Source organism: Methylorubrum subtropicum (assembly GCF_038442325.1).
GTDB lineage: Bacteria > Pseudomonadota > Alphaproteobacteria > Rhizobiales > Beijerinckiaceae > Methylobacterium > Methylobacterium subtropicum.
The window spans coordinates 34,543-49,045 of record NZ_JBBXMW010000006.1; the positions used below are offsets into that span (position 1 = coordinate 34,543).

General features: G+C 72.9%; 8 protein-coding genes. 4 read left to right on the plus strand and 4 right to left on the minus strand.

Translation table 11 applies throughout. The features are described 5' to 3' along the window. Positions 1-95 precede the first annotated feature (95 nt). Positions 96-869 (plus strand): class II glutamine amidotransferase, encoded by a 774-nt coding sequence (locus AAHG03_RS10425; protein ID WP_342150565.1) that lies wholly within the window; start codon positions 96-98, stop codon positions 867-869. A 467-nt stretch (positions 870-1,336) separates the two neighbouring features. Then, a complete protein-coding gene (locus AAHG03_RS10430; protein WP_342150566.1) occupies positions 1,337-2,071 on the plus strand; it encodes a sigma-70 family RNA polymerase sigma factor in 735 nt (244 codons plus the stop codon). 232 nt (positions 2,072-2,303) lie between these two features. Here the strand turns inward: AAHG03_RS10430 and AAHG03_RS10435 are convergent, their stop codons facing one another. Together AAHG03_RS10435 and AAHG03_RS10440 are read right to left on the minus strand one after the other, a co-directional pair. Then, positions 2,304-2,828 carry a Ros/MucR family transcriptional regulator gene (locus AAHG03_RS10435; RefSeq protein ID WP_342150567.1) on the minus strand — a complete coding sequence of 175 codons (525 nt, stop codon included), beginning with the start codon at positions 2,826-2,828 and terminating at the stop codon, positions 2,304-2,306. A gap of 336 nt (positions 2,829-3,164) precedes the next feature. Beyond that, positions 3,165-3,578: a hypothetical protein gene (locus AAHG03_RS10440; RefSeq protein WP_342150568.1), complete on the minus strand. Its 414-nt coding sequence runs from the start codon at positions 3,576-3,578 to the stop codon at positions 3,165-3,167. 183 nt (positions 3,579-3,761) lie between these two features. Here AAHG03_RS10440 and AAHG03_RS10445 point away from each other — a divergent pair, with 183 nt between their 5' ends. Continuing rightward, positions 3,762-4,937, plus strand: coding sequence for a vWA domain-containing protein (locus AAHG03_RS10445; RefSeq protein ID WP_342150570.1), 1,176 nt, complete (start codon positions 3,762-3,764; stop codon positions 4,935-4,937). Between the two features lie 129 nt (positions 4,938-5,066). Here AAHG03_RS10445 and AAHG03_RS10450 read toward each other — a convergent pair whose 3' ends face one another. Both AAHG03_RS10450 and AAHG03_RS10455 read right to left on the minus strand, forming a co-directional pair. After that, positions 5,067-5,387, minus strand: a complete 321-nt coding sequence (locus AAHG03_RS10450) for a 2Fe-2S iron-sulfur cluster-binding protein (protein ID WP_342150572.1) — start codon at positions 5,385-5,387, stop codon at positions 5,067-5,069. Positions 5,388-5,516: 129 nt separating this feature from the next. After that, positions 5,517-5,858, minus strand: a complete 342-nt coding sequence (locus tag AAHG03_RS10455; protein WP_342150574.1) for an Hpt domain-containing protein — start codon at positions 5,856-5,858, stop codon at positions 5,517-5,519. 344 nt (positions 5,859-6,202) lie between these two features. Here AAHG03_RS10455 and AAHG03_RS10460 point away from each other — a divergent pair, with 344 nt between their 5' ends. Next, entirely contained in the window at positions 6,203-14,464 is an 8,262-nt protein-coding gene (locus AAHG03_RS10460; protein WP_342150576.1) for an apolipoprotein A-IV repeat region-like domain-containing protein, read from the plus strand. The last annotated feature ends 39 nt before the right edge of the window (positions 14,465-14,503 follow it).

Below are 14,503 nucleotides of genomic sequence, written 5' to 3' on the forward strand. Positions count from 1 at the left end.
TCGCGGAAAAACTCTCCCTTTCCGCGGCGCACGCTCTACACTCGCCCTCCCGTCCGGCATTCCCCGCGCGACACCGAAAAGACGACCCGCGACCCATGTGCGAACTGCTCGGAATGAGCGCCAACGTGCCGACCGACATCCGCTTCTCGTTCGCGGCGCTCGCGAAGCGCGGCGGGGAAACCGGTCCCCACGCCGACGGCTGGGGCATCACCTTCTACGAGGGCCGCGGCTGCCGCGCGTTCCACGATCCCGAGCCCAGCGCCCGCTCCGAACTTGCGAAGCTTCTGCGCCGCTATCCGATCAAGAGCCGCATCGTCGTGGCCCACGTGCGCAAGGCCAACCGCGGCCGGGTCAGCCTGGAGAACACCCATCCGTTCTCCCGCGAATTGTGGGGAAGGCGCTGGACCTTCGCCCATAACGGCCAGCTCAAGGGCGTGAAGAAGCTGCCGCTCGGCGGGTTCGAGCCGGTCGGCACCACCGACAGCGAATACGCCTTCTGCTGGATGCTGTCGCAGTTGCAGGCGCGCTTCCCCAAGGCGCCGCGCCCGGCCCGGCTCGAATCCGTGATCGCCGGGCTCGCCCGCGACCTATCGGAACTCGGCGTGTTCAACATGCTGCTCTCCGACAGCCGCACCCTCTACGCCCATTGCGGCAAGCGCCTGTGCTACCTCACCCGTCGCGCCCCCTTCGGCACCGCGACCCTGATCGACGAGGATTGGCGCGTGGACTTCGCCCAGGAGACCACCGAGACCGACATCGTCACCGTGATCGCCACCCGCGCGCTGACCCGCGACGAGACCTGGACCGAGCTGTCCCGCGGCGACACCCTGGTCCTCACCGACGGCGACGTGCGGGTGATCGGGGGCTGACGCCGCCGCAAACGCCCGTCATTCCGGGGCCGCGTAGCGGAACCCGGACCCGGAGGGGCGCGCCGGAGGCGTGCAATCCACCCGTGATGCGCGGCATCACACGGCGTCGCGGCCAGTCGTGGATTCCGGGTTCGCTTCGCGCCCCGGAATGACGGTGGAGCATTCCGGGCCACCGCGAAAAGCATCCGCAGTCCGACGGCGGTCCGATCAAGGTTCCGCGAGCCGGCGGCGCGCCCATCACTGGCGTGCGGCGCGCCTCGTCCGATTTGCCGCATCCTCGGGTCGTCGGTGCGGGGCCATCTCTTCTCATGGGTGTGGCTTTCACGCCCCAGACTGCGCAAGCGCGGCCGTATTCGCCCGCCGCAGGGTGCGCCGGAGCGTCCGATGCGCTACAACTATGTTAAGCCACGCTCGGACCCGCGACCGCCGCCCGAGACCCTCGCCGCTTCAGTGATCGCCAGAGCCCGATGCACAACGACACCGACGCCACCCTGGATCGCCCCGCGATGACCGACGGCCGGCCCAAGCTCTCCGATTCCATCCGCACGCATCTCGGCGACCACCTGCGCACCGTCTACGAGACGCTGGGCGCGGGCGAGGACACGCCGACCCGCTTCTCCGACCTGATCGGCAAGCTCGAAGCCGCCCTCAGGGCGCAGGGCGAGCGGGTGGACCCCGAGTTCCGCAACGGCCTGCTCGCCGCGGTGCCGTCGCTCCGGGCGTTTGCCCTGTCGCTGACCTCGAACCCGGCCCGCTCCGACGACCTCGTGCAGGACACCCTGTTGAAGGGTTGGCAGCACCGCGCCCGGTTCCAGCCCGGCACCAACCTCAACGCGTGGCTCTTCACGATCCTGCGCAACATCTTCTACTCGGACCACCGCAAGCGCGTGCGCGAGGTCGAGGATCAGGACGGCTCCTACGCCGCCCGCCTCGCCACCGCCCCGCACCAGGGCGACCGGCTCGACGTGGAGGACCTCCAGACGGCACTCGCCAAGCTGCCGCCGGACCAGCGCGAGGCGCTGGTGCTGGTCGGCGCCGAAGGCGTCTCCTACGAGGAGGCCGCCACCATCATGGGCTGCAAGGTCGGCACGGTGAAGAGCCGCGTCAGCCGCGCCCGCGGGCGCCTGGCCGAGCTGCTCGGCTACGACGAGGAGGATCTGTCCTCCGACCGGTTCATCCAGTCGGCGATGCCGGACGCCTGATCGGCGGGTTTTCGTCGCTGACAGTCTTCCAAACGAGAAGAGGCCGCCCAAGGGCGGCCTCTTCTCGTTCGTGCTTGTGTTCACGGATCGCGGCGAACCAATCGTCGGATCGCGCTCGCCTTATCCAATGAGTGCGGAGCCCTGGATTGCTTCGGCTCCGCCTCGCAATGACGGTGCGGGTATTCGACACTCCCACCACGCTCACGCGATGGGAGTCTTCCCAATCCTCGGATCAGGCCGCGGCCTTGCGGCGACCGCCGGTCTTGCGGCCTTCGCCCGCGGCCTTGCGCGGGGCGGGCGTCTCGGAGACGGCCTCGTCCGCGGCGGCGGTCTTGGGCGCGGGCTTGCGGCGCTGCTGGCCGAGGCCGAGATCCTTGGCGAGCGCCGAGCGGGCCGCCGAGTAGTTCGCCGAGACCGTCGGGTAATCGGCCGGCAGGCCGTAGCGGCGGCGGTAGCCCTCGATGTCGAGGCCGTGCGTGGTCAGGTGGCGCTTGAGCGTCTTGTACGGCTTGCCGTCGATGAAGGAGATCAGCGCGTCCGGCGTGATCGACTTCTTGATCTGGGCGGACGAAGCCTTCTCGATTTCTTCTTCCTGCGGGGCCTGCGGCGCCGACAGGCTGGTCAGGGCGGCATGCACCTGCGTGATCAGGGCCGGAAGCTCGGCCGACGGAAGAGAGTTATTCGAGACATAGGCCGAGACGAGATCCGCGGCGAGTTCGACACGATCGAGCTGAGACACCTGACTGGCTTCCGACATGCTGCAATTCCTGATTTGCCCCACGATCTTCGAAGTATAAGGATTGCCGCACAGTTCAAGTGGGTTTCAGGGGGTTTTCCCGGGAAGTGACTACCAAAATCGAGAAATCGTGTGGTGCAGCGCCGTCATTCGAGCGATCTGGCCCTCCGCACGGTTCCTTTCGCACCGTTCAAGGTGATCTGGGCAAGCTGAGGTTCGGTCGAGACGGGGCGGCTGACCGGTTGATTCGGGTGCTTCACAGAGGCGTGCCGCGCTTGAGGTCACGAGAACCGGTCGAAGCGCGGCGCGTGCGGAGGATTGTCGATATTCATACGATGCAGGTCCGTCCCGGCCGGATCAGAACCCGAACGAGGTCTGCACCGCCGGCCCGCTCGGGGCCGGGCGCGGTGACGGGCGATGGGCCGGTTTGCGTTCCGGCTCGGGCAGGCTGCAGCGGTAGACGACCGCGTCCGGCGGACCCAGGGCGGCGTGGAGCGGCACCGTCACGGTGTCGCCGGAGAAGCGCCAGTGGCGGGTGCCGCGGTCCCAGTAGAGCCACACCGTGGTGTCGTGGCCGGCCACGTCGAACACCGCCGCGCGCTTCGACAGGGCCCGCACCGTCCGCGGTTCGTACAGGCCCTTGCGGCGGTAGGCCTCCTGCGAGGCCGCGTCCTGGCGCTCGACGAAGGTGTTCTGGACGATGCGGAGCGTCGCGCCGGGCTTGCGCAGGAACTTCTTGAAGTCGCTCAAGGAGCGCAAGACCACGGGCATCGCCTTCATCCTGTCGTCACGTCACGCACGCGCTCCGCATGGGTCCGACGCAGCTTCAATGAGGCGGGTGACGGTTGTGTGCCGCGCGCGAAGACCCGCGGGGTCGATATCCACCGGAATCCGCCGTCCTCCACAGGACGCCGCCGGCTTGACCCGCCGGCCCGCCTCGGGCGTTCTGCCCCGATGCTGCTCTCCTTCTTCACGAGCCTGCGCGAGGCCCGCGTCCCGGTCAGCTTGCGCGAATACCTCACCCTGCTTCAGGCGATGGAGCGGGATCTGCCCGAGAAGCGCGTGGAAGAGTTCTACTTCCTCGCCCGCACCGTGCTGGTGAAGGACGAGGCCCATCTCGACCGGTTCGACCGCGTCTTCGCCACCGTGTTCAAGGGGCTGGAGACCTTGGGCGAGGCGGTGGAGCCCGCGGCGATCCCCGAGGAATGGCTGCGCAAGCTCGCGGAAAAATACCTCACCGAGGCGGAGAAGGCCGAACTGAAGGCGCTCGGCTGGGACAAGCTGTTCGAGACCCTCAAAGCACGCCTCGCCGAGCAGCGCGAGCGCCATCAGGGCGGCTCGAAATGGATCGGCACCGGCGGCACCTCCCCCTTCGGCGCCTACGGCTACAACCCGGAAGGCATCCGCATCGGCCAGGACGGCAACCGCAACTTCCGCGCCGTGAAGGTGTGGGACAAGCGCGAGTTCCGGGACCTCGACGACACCCGCGAACTCGGCACCCGCTCCATGCGGGTCGCGCTGCGCCGCCTACGCCGCTTCGCCCGCACCGGGGCGGCCGACGAACTCGACCTCGACGGCACCATCCGCGAGAGCGCCCGCCAGGGCTTCATCGACGTCAAGCTGCGGCCGGAGCGGCGCAACGCCGTGAAGGTGCTGCTGTTTCTCGATGTCGGCGGCTCGATGGACTGGCACGTGGAACTGGCCGAGGAGCTGTTCTCCGCCGCCCGCTCCGAGTTCAAGCACTTCGCCCACTTCTACTTCCACAACTGCCCCTACGAGGCGGTGTGGACCGAGAACCGCCGCCGCCACGAGGAGCGCATCCCGCTCCTCGACGTGATCCGCACCTACCCCTCGGACTACCGCGTGGTGTTCGTCGGCGACGCCTCCATGAGCCCCTACGAGATCGCCCATCCGGGCGGCTCGGTCGAGCACTGGAACGAGGAGCCGGGCGCGGTCTGGATGCAGCGCGTCCTCGACCATTTTTCGAAGGCGGTCTGGCTCAACCCCGTGCCGCCGGAGAACTGGGCCTACACCCAATCGATCGGCATGATGCGCCGCCTGATGGCCGACCGCATGTTCCCGCTGACCCTCGAAGGCCTCGACGGCGCCATGCGCGCGCTCCTGCGATAAGTCCGGGATTGCAAAGGGATCATCCCTTTGCCGGGGCACCGGGGCGGAGCCCCGGTTTCCTCGTCAACCAGGGCTTTGCCCTGGACCCACGAAAGGGATGATCCCTTTCGAAACCCGTGACGAGGTCGCTCAGCCCTGGCGCGCGGGCGTCGTGACGGTCAGGCCGTCGAGGTCCGGGCTCACGCGGATCTGGCAGGACAGGCGCGAGGTGGCGCGTACGTCGGAGGCGAAGTCGAGCATGTCCTGCTCCATCGGCTCGGCCGGGCCGACCTTCTCGGCCCATTCCGCATCGACGTAGACGTGGCAGGTGGCGCAGGCGCAGGCCCCGCCGCACTCGGCGTCGATGCCGGGCACGTTGTTGCGGATCGCCGTCTCCATCACGGTCGAACCGACCTCGCCGTCGATCGTGCGGGCCGTACCGGCGTGATCGACGAAGGTGATCTTGGGCATGCCTAGCTCCAGGGGCGTCTTTCGCGCGCCGCGCGCGTTCCGACGGATGGCGATTGCTTGGGGGCCGCCGCGCCAGAATGCAAGCCGAGAGATCGACGCGCGGGCTCGCGTGAAACGCGCCCGAGGGCTTCAGGTGCCGGAGCCGGGGCCGTCTTCTTCGATATGCGCCAGCGTGTCCGCGACCGCCGCCTCCAAGGCCGCGAGATCGGGCGCCGCCTCGCCCGCGCGGAGCGCGGCCTCGACCGCGGCACTGACGGCGGCCACCCGCGCGGCGCCGACGCCGAGCGCCGCGCCCTTGAGCGTATGGGCGAAGTCGGCCCGCTCCGCCGCAGGTCGGTCGACGGCGGCGATCAGCGGCATCAGCCGCCGGCCCTGTGCGACGAACAGGCCGAGCACCTCGTCGGCGAGGTCGGCATCGCCGAAGGTCTGCGCGCCCAGATGCGCGCGGTCGATCAGGGGAAGCTCACTCATATAAGCCGTCTCGTCACGGTCTTGTCGGGGCGGGTCTCTTCACCCTGCGGCCCATCCCCTGTGGGCGGCTCGGGCCTATCCACAGCGCAGGCCCCCGCGGGGCGTACCGGTTTAACCCGCGGCGCGTCAGAGTTCGAAGCGGACACCCCCTGCCAGGTCCCGGCTTGGTAACCATTCCGTTAAGGTTTTATGGGGGCTCCGCCGGGTCCGCCTATCCGGGGCGCGATCCGCAGGACTAAGGTGCCCCGGTCAAACGGGTAAATCCGTCTTCGCTGCTGAGATCGCCTCGGGTTAAAGCCCTTTGCGCCTCGCGGCCGGACGGCGATGCGTAACGAGGCGTTTGCATGGCCACCGACAAGAAGCTTAAAGATCCGGCGGAGGCTGCCCTCTCCGCGATCGAACAGGCTTTGAATCTGGACATTCCGGCCGCCCGCGTCGAGCCGCGGCTGCCCGATGTCGGCGACAACGATCCCCTGTCCGATCCGCTGGCCGAGGCCAACGGGCGGCGCATCCCCAATCTCGACCTCGATAGCGTCGGCGATCTCCCGCCGCCCGAGCGCCGCTCCCGCCGCGAGGGCGGCCTGTTGCCGCCCGACCGTTCGCTCGTCGCCAACGACGACCGCCAGAACATCGGCATCCTGCAGCAGACCCTGCGCGTGCGCCCCTCGCGCAAGCCGTATGTCTTCGCCGGCATCGCCTCGTTCCTGTGGCTCAACGGCCTCGTCGCGCTCGCCTGGAACCAGTCCGGCGGCGACCTGAAGGCGTTTGTCACCGGGCTCACCGCGCTCCAGGCCGCGGTGGTGGCCACCGCCATCGCCGGGCCGATCGTGCTGTTCCTCATCACCGCGATGCTGGCGGTGCGCGCCCACGAGATGCGCCTCGTCGCCCGCGCGGTCGGCGAGGTCGCGATCCGGCTGGCCGAGCCCGAGAGCTTCTCGACGGATGCCGTTCTGACCATGTCGCAGACGGTGCGCCGCGAGGTCGCCGCGGTCGGCGACGGCGTCGAGCGGGCGCTGGCGCGGGCCGGCGAACTCGAAACGCTGGTGCGCGGCGAGATCTCGACCCTGGAGCGGGCCTATTCCGACAACGAGATCCGCATCCGCACCCTCGTCGATGAGCTGATCGCGCAGCGCGAGTCGATCGTCGCCAACGCCGACCGGGTGCGCGGCGCCATCGCCGGCTCCCACGAGAACCTGTCCTCCGAACTCGACGGCGCCGCCGAGCGCATCGTCGCGGCGATCACCGGCGCGGGCGACCGCGTGACGGGCGCGCTCGATTCCCGCAGCGGCGCCATCACCGCGGCGCTGACCGAGGTCGGCGACCGGGTGGTCGGCAACGTCTCGACCCGCGGCGACGACCTCGTGCGCCAGATCGAGGCCACCAGCGCGGGCGTGCGCGGCAGCCTGGAGACGATCGGCACCGACCTCACCGCGACGCTCCAGCAGCGCGCCGACGAGGTGACGAAGGCCTTCGAGCGCACCGGCGGCGCGCTCACCCGCACGCTCGCCGACAATGCCGGCGCGGTGGCGAAGTCCTTGGCCGAGACCGGCACCACCCTGATCGCGGCGCTCGACAGCCAAGGCGGCGCCGTGCGCGAGACCTTCGAGCGCTCGGCCAAGGGCCTGGAGGAGACCTTCCTCTCCCGCGGCACCGAGCTGACCGACCGCTTTGCCGAAACCGGCGGCGTCATCACCGCCCGCTTCGCCGAGACCGGCGAGGGCCTGCGCCAGCAATTCGCCGCCACCGGCACCGGCATCGCCGAGGACATCTCCGCCCGCGGCGCGGCGCTCCGCGCCGAGATCGAGACCGCCGGCACCGGCGTGTCGGAACTCATCGAGGGCCGCGGTCGCGACGCCCAGGCCGCCCTGGCCATCGCCGCCGGCAGCGTCGCCCAGGACTTCTCAGCGCGCGCCGAGCGGGTGCGCGACGAACTCGTCGCGGCCGCCACGAAGGCCGCCGAGGGCGTGGACGGTCGCGGCGGCGAACTCGCCGGCCGGATCGAGGCCGTCGCCGGTCGCATCGACGAGACCATCACGGTCCGCGGCGCGGCGCTGGCCTCCGGCCTCGACGGTTCCGCCGAGCGCGTCGCCGGCCTGATGACCGGGCATGCGGCGCAGGCCGTCGCCCAGGTCGAGCAGGCTCTGGCCGGCCTCGGCCAGGGCTTCGCGTCGAATGCGGACCGCACCGCCGCCACCCTGCGCGAGAGCGTCGAGCGCCTCGGCGCCGACTTCACCGCCCGCTCCGGCGGCGCGAGCCAAGCCATCCGCCGCGGGGCGGAGGAGGCCGTTCTGGCGCTGACCGCCAGCGTCGGCGAGGTCGAGACCCGCCTGCGCGAGGCCGCCGTCGCCGCCGCCGCGCTGCTCGCCGCCGGCACCGCCGAGTCCGCCGAGCGGATCGCCCGCGCCTCCGACGAGACCGCGGGCGCCGCGAGCGCCCGCGCCGACGAGATGGCCGCCCGCCTTGGCGAGGCCGGTGAGGCCCTGCGCCGCGCCGCCGACGAAGCCGCCAGTTCCGTGGCCGCCCGCTCGACCGACGTGGTCGCGGGCTTCCGGGGTGCCGCCGAGGGCGTCGGTTCCGAACTCTCCGCCCGCGCGGAAGCCGCCGTGCAATCCCTGCGCGACGCGCTCGCCCGCGTCTCCGACGAGCTGTCCACCCGCAGCACCGAGGCGACCGGCGCGCTCGCGCTCGCAGCCGGCCACGCCGGCGGCGAGATCGCCAGCCGCACCGACCAGTCGCTCCAGGCCCTGCGCGACGCCCTGCACCGGGCCGGCGACGAGCTGTCCGCCCGCAGCTCCGAGGCCACCGGCTCGCTCTCCCTCGTGGCCGGTCAGGCCGGCGGCGAGATCGCGGCCCGCACCGAGCGCGCCGCCGACGAGCTGCGCGGCCTGCTGCATCAGGTCGCCCAGGAGATCGCCGCCCGCGGCGCCGAGGCCACCGGCACGCTGGCGCTGACGGCGACCCAGGCCGGCGGGGCGTTCGGCGACCGCGCCGAGCGCGCAGCCCAGGAGATGCGCGATCTCCTCGACCGCGTGTCGGCCGAGATCGCCGCCCGCGGCGACGCGGCGAGCGGCGCGCTCGCCCGTACCGCCGAGCAGGTCGGCGCCGAGATCGGCGGTCGCGCCGAGGGCTCGCTCCAGACCCTGCGCGAGACGATTGCCCGCCTCGGCGAGGAACTGACGGCGCGCAGCAACGAGGCGACCGCCGCGCTCGCCCGCACCGCCGAGCAGGCCGGCAGCGAGGTCGGCGGCCGGACCGAGGCATCGCTTCAGACGCTACGCGAGACGATTGCCCGCCTCGGTGAGGAGCTGGCCGCCCGCAGCCAGGAGGCCACCACGGCGCTGGCCCGCACCGCCGATCAGGTCGGCGGCGACGTGACCGGCCGCACCGAGACCGCTCTGCTGGCGCTGCGCGAGGCGCTCGCCCGCCTCGGGGACGAGGTCGCGGCCCGCGGCGAGGCCGTCTCCGGCGAGATGGCCCGCACCGCGCAAGGGCTCGGCGCCGACCTCTCGGCCCGCCTCGGCGAGCTGGAGGGCGCGCTCAGCGATCACGGCCGCGGCGCCGTCGGCCTCATCGGCACCCATTCGGACGAGGCCCGCGCCAAGCTGGAGGGGGCCGGCCGCGAAATCGTGCTCGCCATCACCGAGCACGCCGCCCGCGTCGGCGACGCGCTCAACCGCAGCCACGCCGCCTTCGCCGAGACCGCCGAGGGCCGCGCCAAGGCCGTGGACGACGTGCTCGGCAACCGCTTGGCCGCGCTCCAGGACATCATCGCCCGCGGCGACATCCTGGCCGAGCGGATCGACGGCGGCGCCCGCGCGCTGGGCGAGACCGTGGACGGCCGCCTCTCCGACATCGACCGCACCCTCACGACCCGCGGCCAGTCGCTGGTGACGGCGCTGACCGACAGCGAGCGCGCCATGGCCGAGACGGTCGCGGCGCGCATCGCCGAGATCGAGGCCGGCGCCGCCCGCCGGACCGCCGAGATCGGCGAGACCTTCGCCTCGCTCGCGGGGCAGGTCGACGACCGCCTCGGGGCGCGGGCCACCGCCCTCAACGAGGCTTTGGTGCTGCGCACCGCCGAGATCGCCCGCACCCTGTCGGAGGGCGACCGCTCGCTGGGCGATGCCCTCGACCGCCGCGTCGCCGACCTCGCGCAGAACCTCGACCGCGCCGCGGGCGACGTCGTGCGCCGCCTCGACGAGGGCGCCGGCCGCCTCGACACCGGCGTGCTCGCCCGCCTCGGCGCGCTGTCGGCCACCCTCGACGAGCGCACCCGCCAGCTCGACGAGAATTTCGGCGTCCAGGCCCTGGAGGCCGTGCGCCTGATCGAGACCCGCACCCGCGAGGTGGACGAGGCGCTGACCCGCCGCATCCGCGAACTGGTCGGCCTGATGGAGACCCGCAGCGGCGGCGCCAGCGACGCGCTCACCGGCCAGATCGCCGCGATCGAGCGCCTGTTCGACGAGCGCGCCGAGAGCCTGTCGCGGCTCTTCGATGAGCGCGGCGGCTCGGTCGCCGACGACCTCGAAAGCCGCGGCCGCGCCGTCACGGACGGCCTCGGCCGGCGTCTGGTCGAGATCGCCTCGCTGTTCGACCAGGGCGGCACCTCGCTGGGCGAGCTGCTCGACCGGCGCGGCACGGCGCTGCTCGCCGGTCTGCGCGACCTCGTCGCCCAGACCGACGGCCTGCTCGGCGACGGCGGCGGGCGCCTGCGCGCGGCGCTGGACGCCCACCGCGACGAGATCCGCGCGCTCCTCGACGGGCGCGGCGAGGAACTGCGCGGCCTGATGACGGACGGCGCCGAGGCCGTGCGCGGCCGGTTCGACCAGGGCCTCACCGGCCTGCGGGCGACGCTGGACGAGCGCGCCCACGCGGTGCAGGATGTCCTCGACGGCCGCACGGGCGAGATTCGCGCGCTGCTCGACAGCCGCACCACCGAACTGCGCGGCCTCGTCGAGGGCGGGGAGGCGGGCCTGCGCGCGACCTTCGAGACCGGCGTCGCCGGCCTCGGCGGCACGCTGGACGAGCGCACCCGCGAGGTGCGCGACCTCCTCGACGGCCGTGCGGGTGACATCCGCACCCTGCTCGACAGCCGCACCCTGACGCTCCGCGACCTCGTGGAGGGCAGCGAATCCGGCATCCGCGGCGGCTTCGACGCGGCGCTCGCCACCCTGCGCCAAGCCCTCGACGAGCGCACCCGCGAGGTGCAGGACGTGCTCGACGGCCGCGCGGGCGAGATCCGCTCGCTGCTCGACAGCCGCACCACCGAACTGCGCGGCCTCGTCGAGGGTGGCGAAGCCGGTCTCCGCGGCGGCCTCGACACCGGGCTCGCCGCCTTCCGCCAGACGCTCGACGAGCGCGCCCGCACGGTCCAGGACCTGCTCGACAGCCGCACCAACGAGATCCGCGCGCTGCTCGACGGGCATGCCGGCCGCCTCGACGCCGACGTCCAGGGCCGCATCCTGCCGCTGCACGACACGCTTGCCGAGCGCGCCAACGCCCTCGTCACCACGCTGGAGGGCGGCCTGACCCGCGCCGCGGGCGAGGTCGATGCCCGCACGCAAGGCATCGCCGCCCTGTTCGACCAGCGCCTCGGCGTGCTGGGCGACCTCGTGGACGGCCGCGGCCTCCAGATCGCCCGCACCGTCGATACCCGGGCCCAGGAGCTGCGCGCCCTGTTCGACGAGATTCACGCCACCCTCGACACCCTGGTGGACGACCGCTCGACGGCGCTCACCGGCCGCCTCGACGCCCAGGCCAGGGCGATGATCGCGGTGTTCGACGAGCGCATGAAGAGCCTCGACGGCGTGGTCGAGGGCCGCTCCGCCGCCTTCGCCCAACTCGTCGCCGGACAGGCCGACCTGCTCGGCCGCTCGGTGGAGGAGCGCAGCGCCGCCTTCACCGCCCGCATCGACGCGCGGCTGCGCGCCTTCGCCACCGTGGTGGCGACCCGCGCCGACGCGCTCGCCGAAGCCTTCGACGAGCGCCAGGACGCCTACGCCGCCATGGTGGACGGCGGCACCGCCCGCATGGTCGCGACGCTGGACGAGCGCACCAAGCAGCAGGCCGCCCTCGAGGCCGGCCTGCGCGAGCGCCACGACGCCTTCGCCGCGCTGATGGAGAGCGGCGCCGGCCGCATCGCGGCGGCGCTGGACGAGCGCCTCGCCGGCCTCGGCGCGACGCTCAGTGAGCGTCAGCAGGCGCTGGCCGCCCTGGTCGAGGACGCCGCCGGCCGCATCGCGGCGACGCTCGATGAGCGTCGCGCCGGCCTCGACACGGCGCTCACCGAGCGCCAGCAGGCCCTGGCCGCCGCGGTGGAGAGCGGGACCGGCCGGATGGTCGCGACGCTCGACGAGCGCACCCGCAACCAAGCAACTGCCATCGAGGCCGGCACCGCCCGGATCGCCGCGGCGCTGGACGCGCGCGCCGAGCGCCATGCGGGTCTCGACGCCGCCCTGACCGAGCGCGAGCAGGCCTTCGCGGCGCTGATCGAGACCGGCACCGGCCGCATGGTCGCTGCGCTCGACGAGCGCGCCGAGCGTCAGGCCGGCCTCGACGCCGCCCTCACCCGGAGCCGCGACGCCTTCGCCGCCCTGGTCGCGGACGGCACCGCCCGCCTCGCCGCGACTTTGGACGAGCGCGCCGAGCGTCAGGCGGCGTTCGACGCCGATCTCACCGAGCGGCATCAGGCCTTCGCGTCGCTGGTCGAGACCGGCACCGGCCGCATGGTCGCGGCTTTGGACGAGCGCGCCAAGCGCCACGCCGCCCTGGCGCAGGCCCATGCCGAGGCGCTCGGCACGGTGCTGGACCAGCGCAACGCCGCGCTGACCCGCCTGATCGACGGCCCGGCCGCCGCGCTCGCCGCCGCGCTCGCCGAGCGCGAGGAGGCCCTGGACCGGCTCATTGCCGAGAAGGGCACGCCGCTCGCCGACACCCTGCGCGAGCGCACCGAGGCGCTGACCGCCCTGACGCACCAGTCGGCCGACGCGCTCCGCGCGGCGCTGGACCAGGGCGCGGCGACCTCCGTCGCGGCGCTCAACGAGGCCGACGAGCTGGTGCGCGAGGGCGCGGGCGCCGTCGTCGCCCGGATCGAGCGCGCCAATGCCGGCCTCAAGGACCTCGTCGAGGGTGCGAGCCAGAACCTCGGGGCGGTCGAGCAGGGCCTCGGCGCCCGCGTCGAGCAGATCCAGTCGGCCCTCGACCGGATCGCCGCCGAGACCGGCCGCGGCGCCGAGCGCGTCTCGGCCCAGGTCGTGGCTTTGCGCGAAGTCTCGCAGGGGGCGCTGCAGCAGGCGGCCTCCCTCGCCGACACGCTCGACGCCCGCGGCACGGCGCTCGCCGAGCGCACCGGCGCCCAGGTCTCGGCGCTGGCCGGCGCGGCCTCGGAGCTGGAGGCGGTCGAGGCGCGGCTGGCCGAGAGCCTCGCGGCCCGCCAAGCCGCGGTCGAGGCGGCGCTCGCCCGCATCGAGGAGCGCACCCGCGACATCGAGGCCCGCACCGGCCGCTTCGGCGGCGTGGTCGAGGAGACGCTGCGCACCGCCGAAACCCGCGCCAAGGAACTCGGCGACAGCCTGTCCCAGGCGGCCCGGACCGCGGGCGCGGCGGTGGCGGGCGACTTCGAGCGCCTGCGCACGGGTGCCGGCGAGGAGAGCACCCGCACCGCGGGGGCCGTGCGCGAGGCCATCGAATCGGCCTCCGCCCGGATGATGGAGAGCTTCGCTTCCGCCTCCGACGGCTTCGGCGCGTCGGTCGCGCGGATGAGCGAGATGGCCGCCGAGATCCGCCGCGAACTCGACGCCACCCGCGCCGACCTCCAGCGCGGCGTGCTCGAACTCCCCCGCGAGACCCAGGACGCGACGAGCGAGATGCGCCGCGTCGTGGCCGAGCAGATCGATGCGCTGAACGAGCTGTCCGCCCTGGTGGCCCGCTCGAACCGCTCCGTCGATGTCGCCCAGCCGGCAGTCCAGGCCCGTACCGCCACGCAGGGTCGCGCCGCCCCCCCGCAGGCCCCTGCCCCGCAGCCGGCCCGTGCGCCTGCGGCGCAGGCTCCGGCCCGTCCGCAGGCGGCCCCGACCCAGGCGCCGGTGCGGCCCGCCGCGCAGGCCCCTGTTCAGGGCAAGCCCGGCACCCGCGACAACCGCGGCTGGCTGTCCGACCTCCTGACCCGCGCCTCGATCGACGAGGAGGAGGGCGCGGCGCCGGCCGCCCAGGCTCCGGCACAAGCTCCGGCCCCTGCCCCCGAGGCCCCGGCCGCGGCGGAGCGCGTCTCCCTCGACGCGATCTCGACCGACATCGCCCGGATGGTCGATCACCAGGCCTCGGTCGAGTTCTGGCAGCGCTACCGCCGCGGCGAGTCCGACCTGTTCGACGGTCGCCTCTACACGGCGCAAGGCCGCCAGACCTTCGAGCAGATCCAGCGCCGCTACCGCGCCGACGCCGACTTCCGCCGCACGGTGGACCGCTATGTCGGCGAGTTCGAGCGCCTGCTCGGCGAGGTCACCAAGAACGACCGCGACACCCGCCGCGCCGACGCCTACCTCACCTCCGAGACCGGCAAGGTCTACACCATGCTGGCCCACGCCAGCGGCCGGTTCGACGAGATGTGAGGCGAGGGCGCCGGCAAGACGATACGACAAGACGACACG

Bases quoted from the DNA above. Each gene is read 5' to 3' on its own strand.
- AAHG03_RS10425 (WP_342150565.1), top strand. From the start codon at position 96: ATGTGCGAACTGCTCGGAATGAGCGCCAACGTGCCGACCGACATCCGC.
- AAHG03_RS10430 (WP_342150566.1), top strand. From the start codon at position 1,337: ATGCACAACGACACCGACGCCACCCTGGATCGCCCCGCGATGACCGAC.
- AAHG03_RS10435 (WP_342150567.1), bottom strand. From the start codon at position 2,828: ATGTCGGAAGCCAGTCAGGTGTCTCAGCTCGATCGTGTCGAACTCGCC.
- AAHG03_RS10440 (WP_342150568.1), bottom strand. From the start codon at position 3,578: ATGCCCGTGGTCTTGCGCTCCTTGAGCGACTTCAAGAAGTTCCTGCGC.
- AAHG03_RS10445 (WP_342150570.1), top strand. From the start codon at position 3,762: ATGCTGCTCTCCTTCTTCACGAGCCTGCGCGAGGCCCGCGTCCCGGTC.
- AAHG03_RS10450 (WP_342150572.1), bottom strand. From the start codon at position 5,387: ATGCCCAAGATCACCTTCGTCGATCACGCCGGTACGGCCCGCACGATC.
- AAHG03_RS10455 (WP_342150574.1), bottom strand. From the start codon at position 5,858: ATGAGTGAGCTTCCCCTGATCGACCGCGCGCATCTGGGCGCGCAGACC.
- AAHG03_RS10460 (WP_342150576.1), top strand. From the start codon at position 6,203: ATGGCCACCGACAAGAAGCTTAAAGATCCGGCGGAGGCTGCCCTCTCC.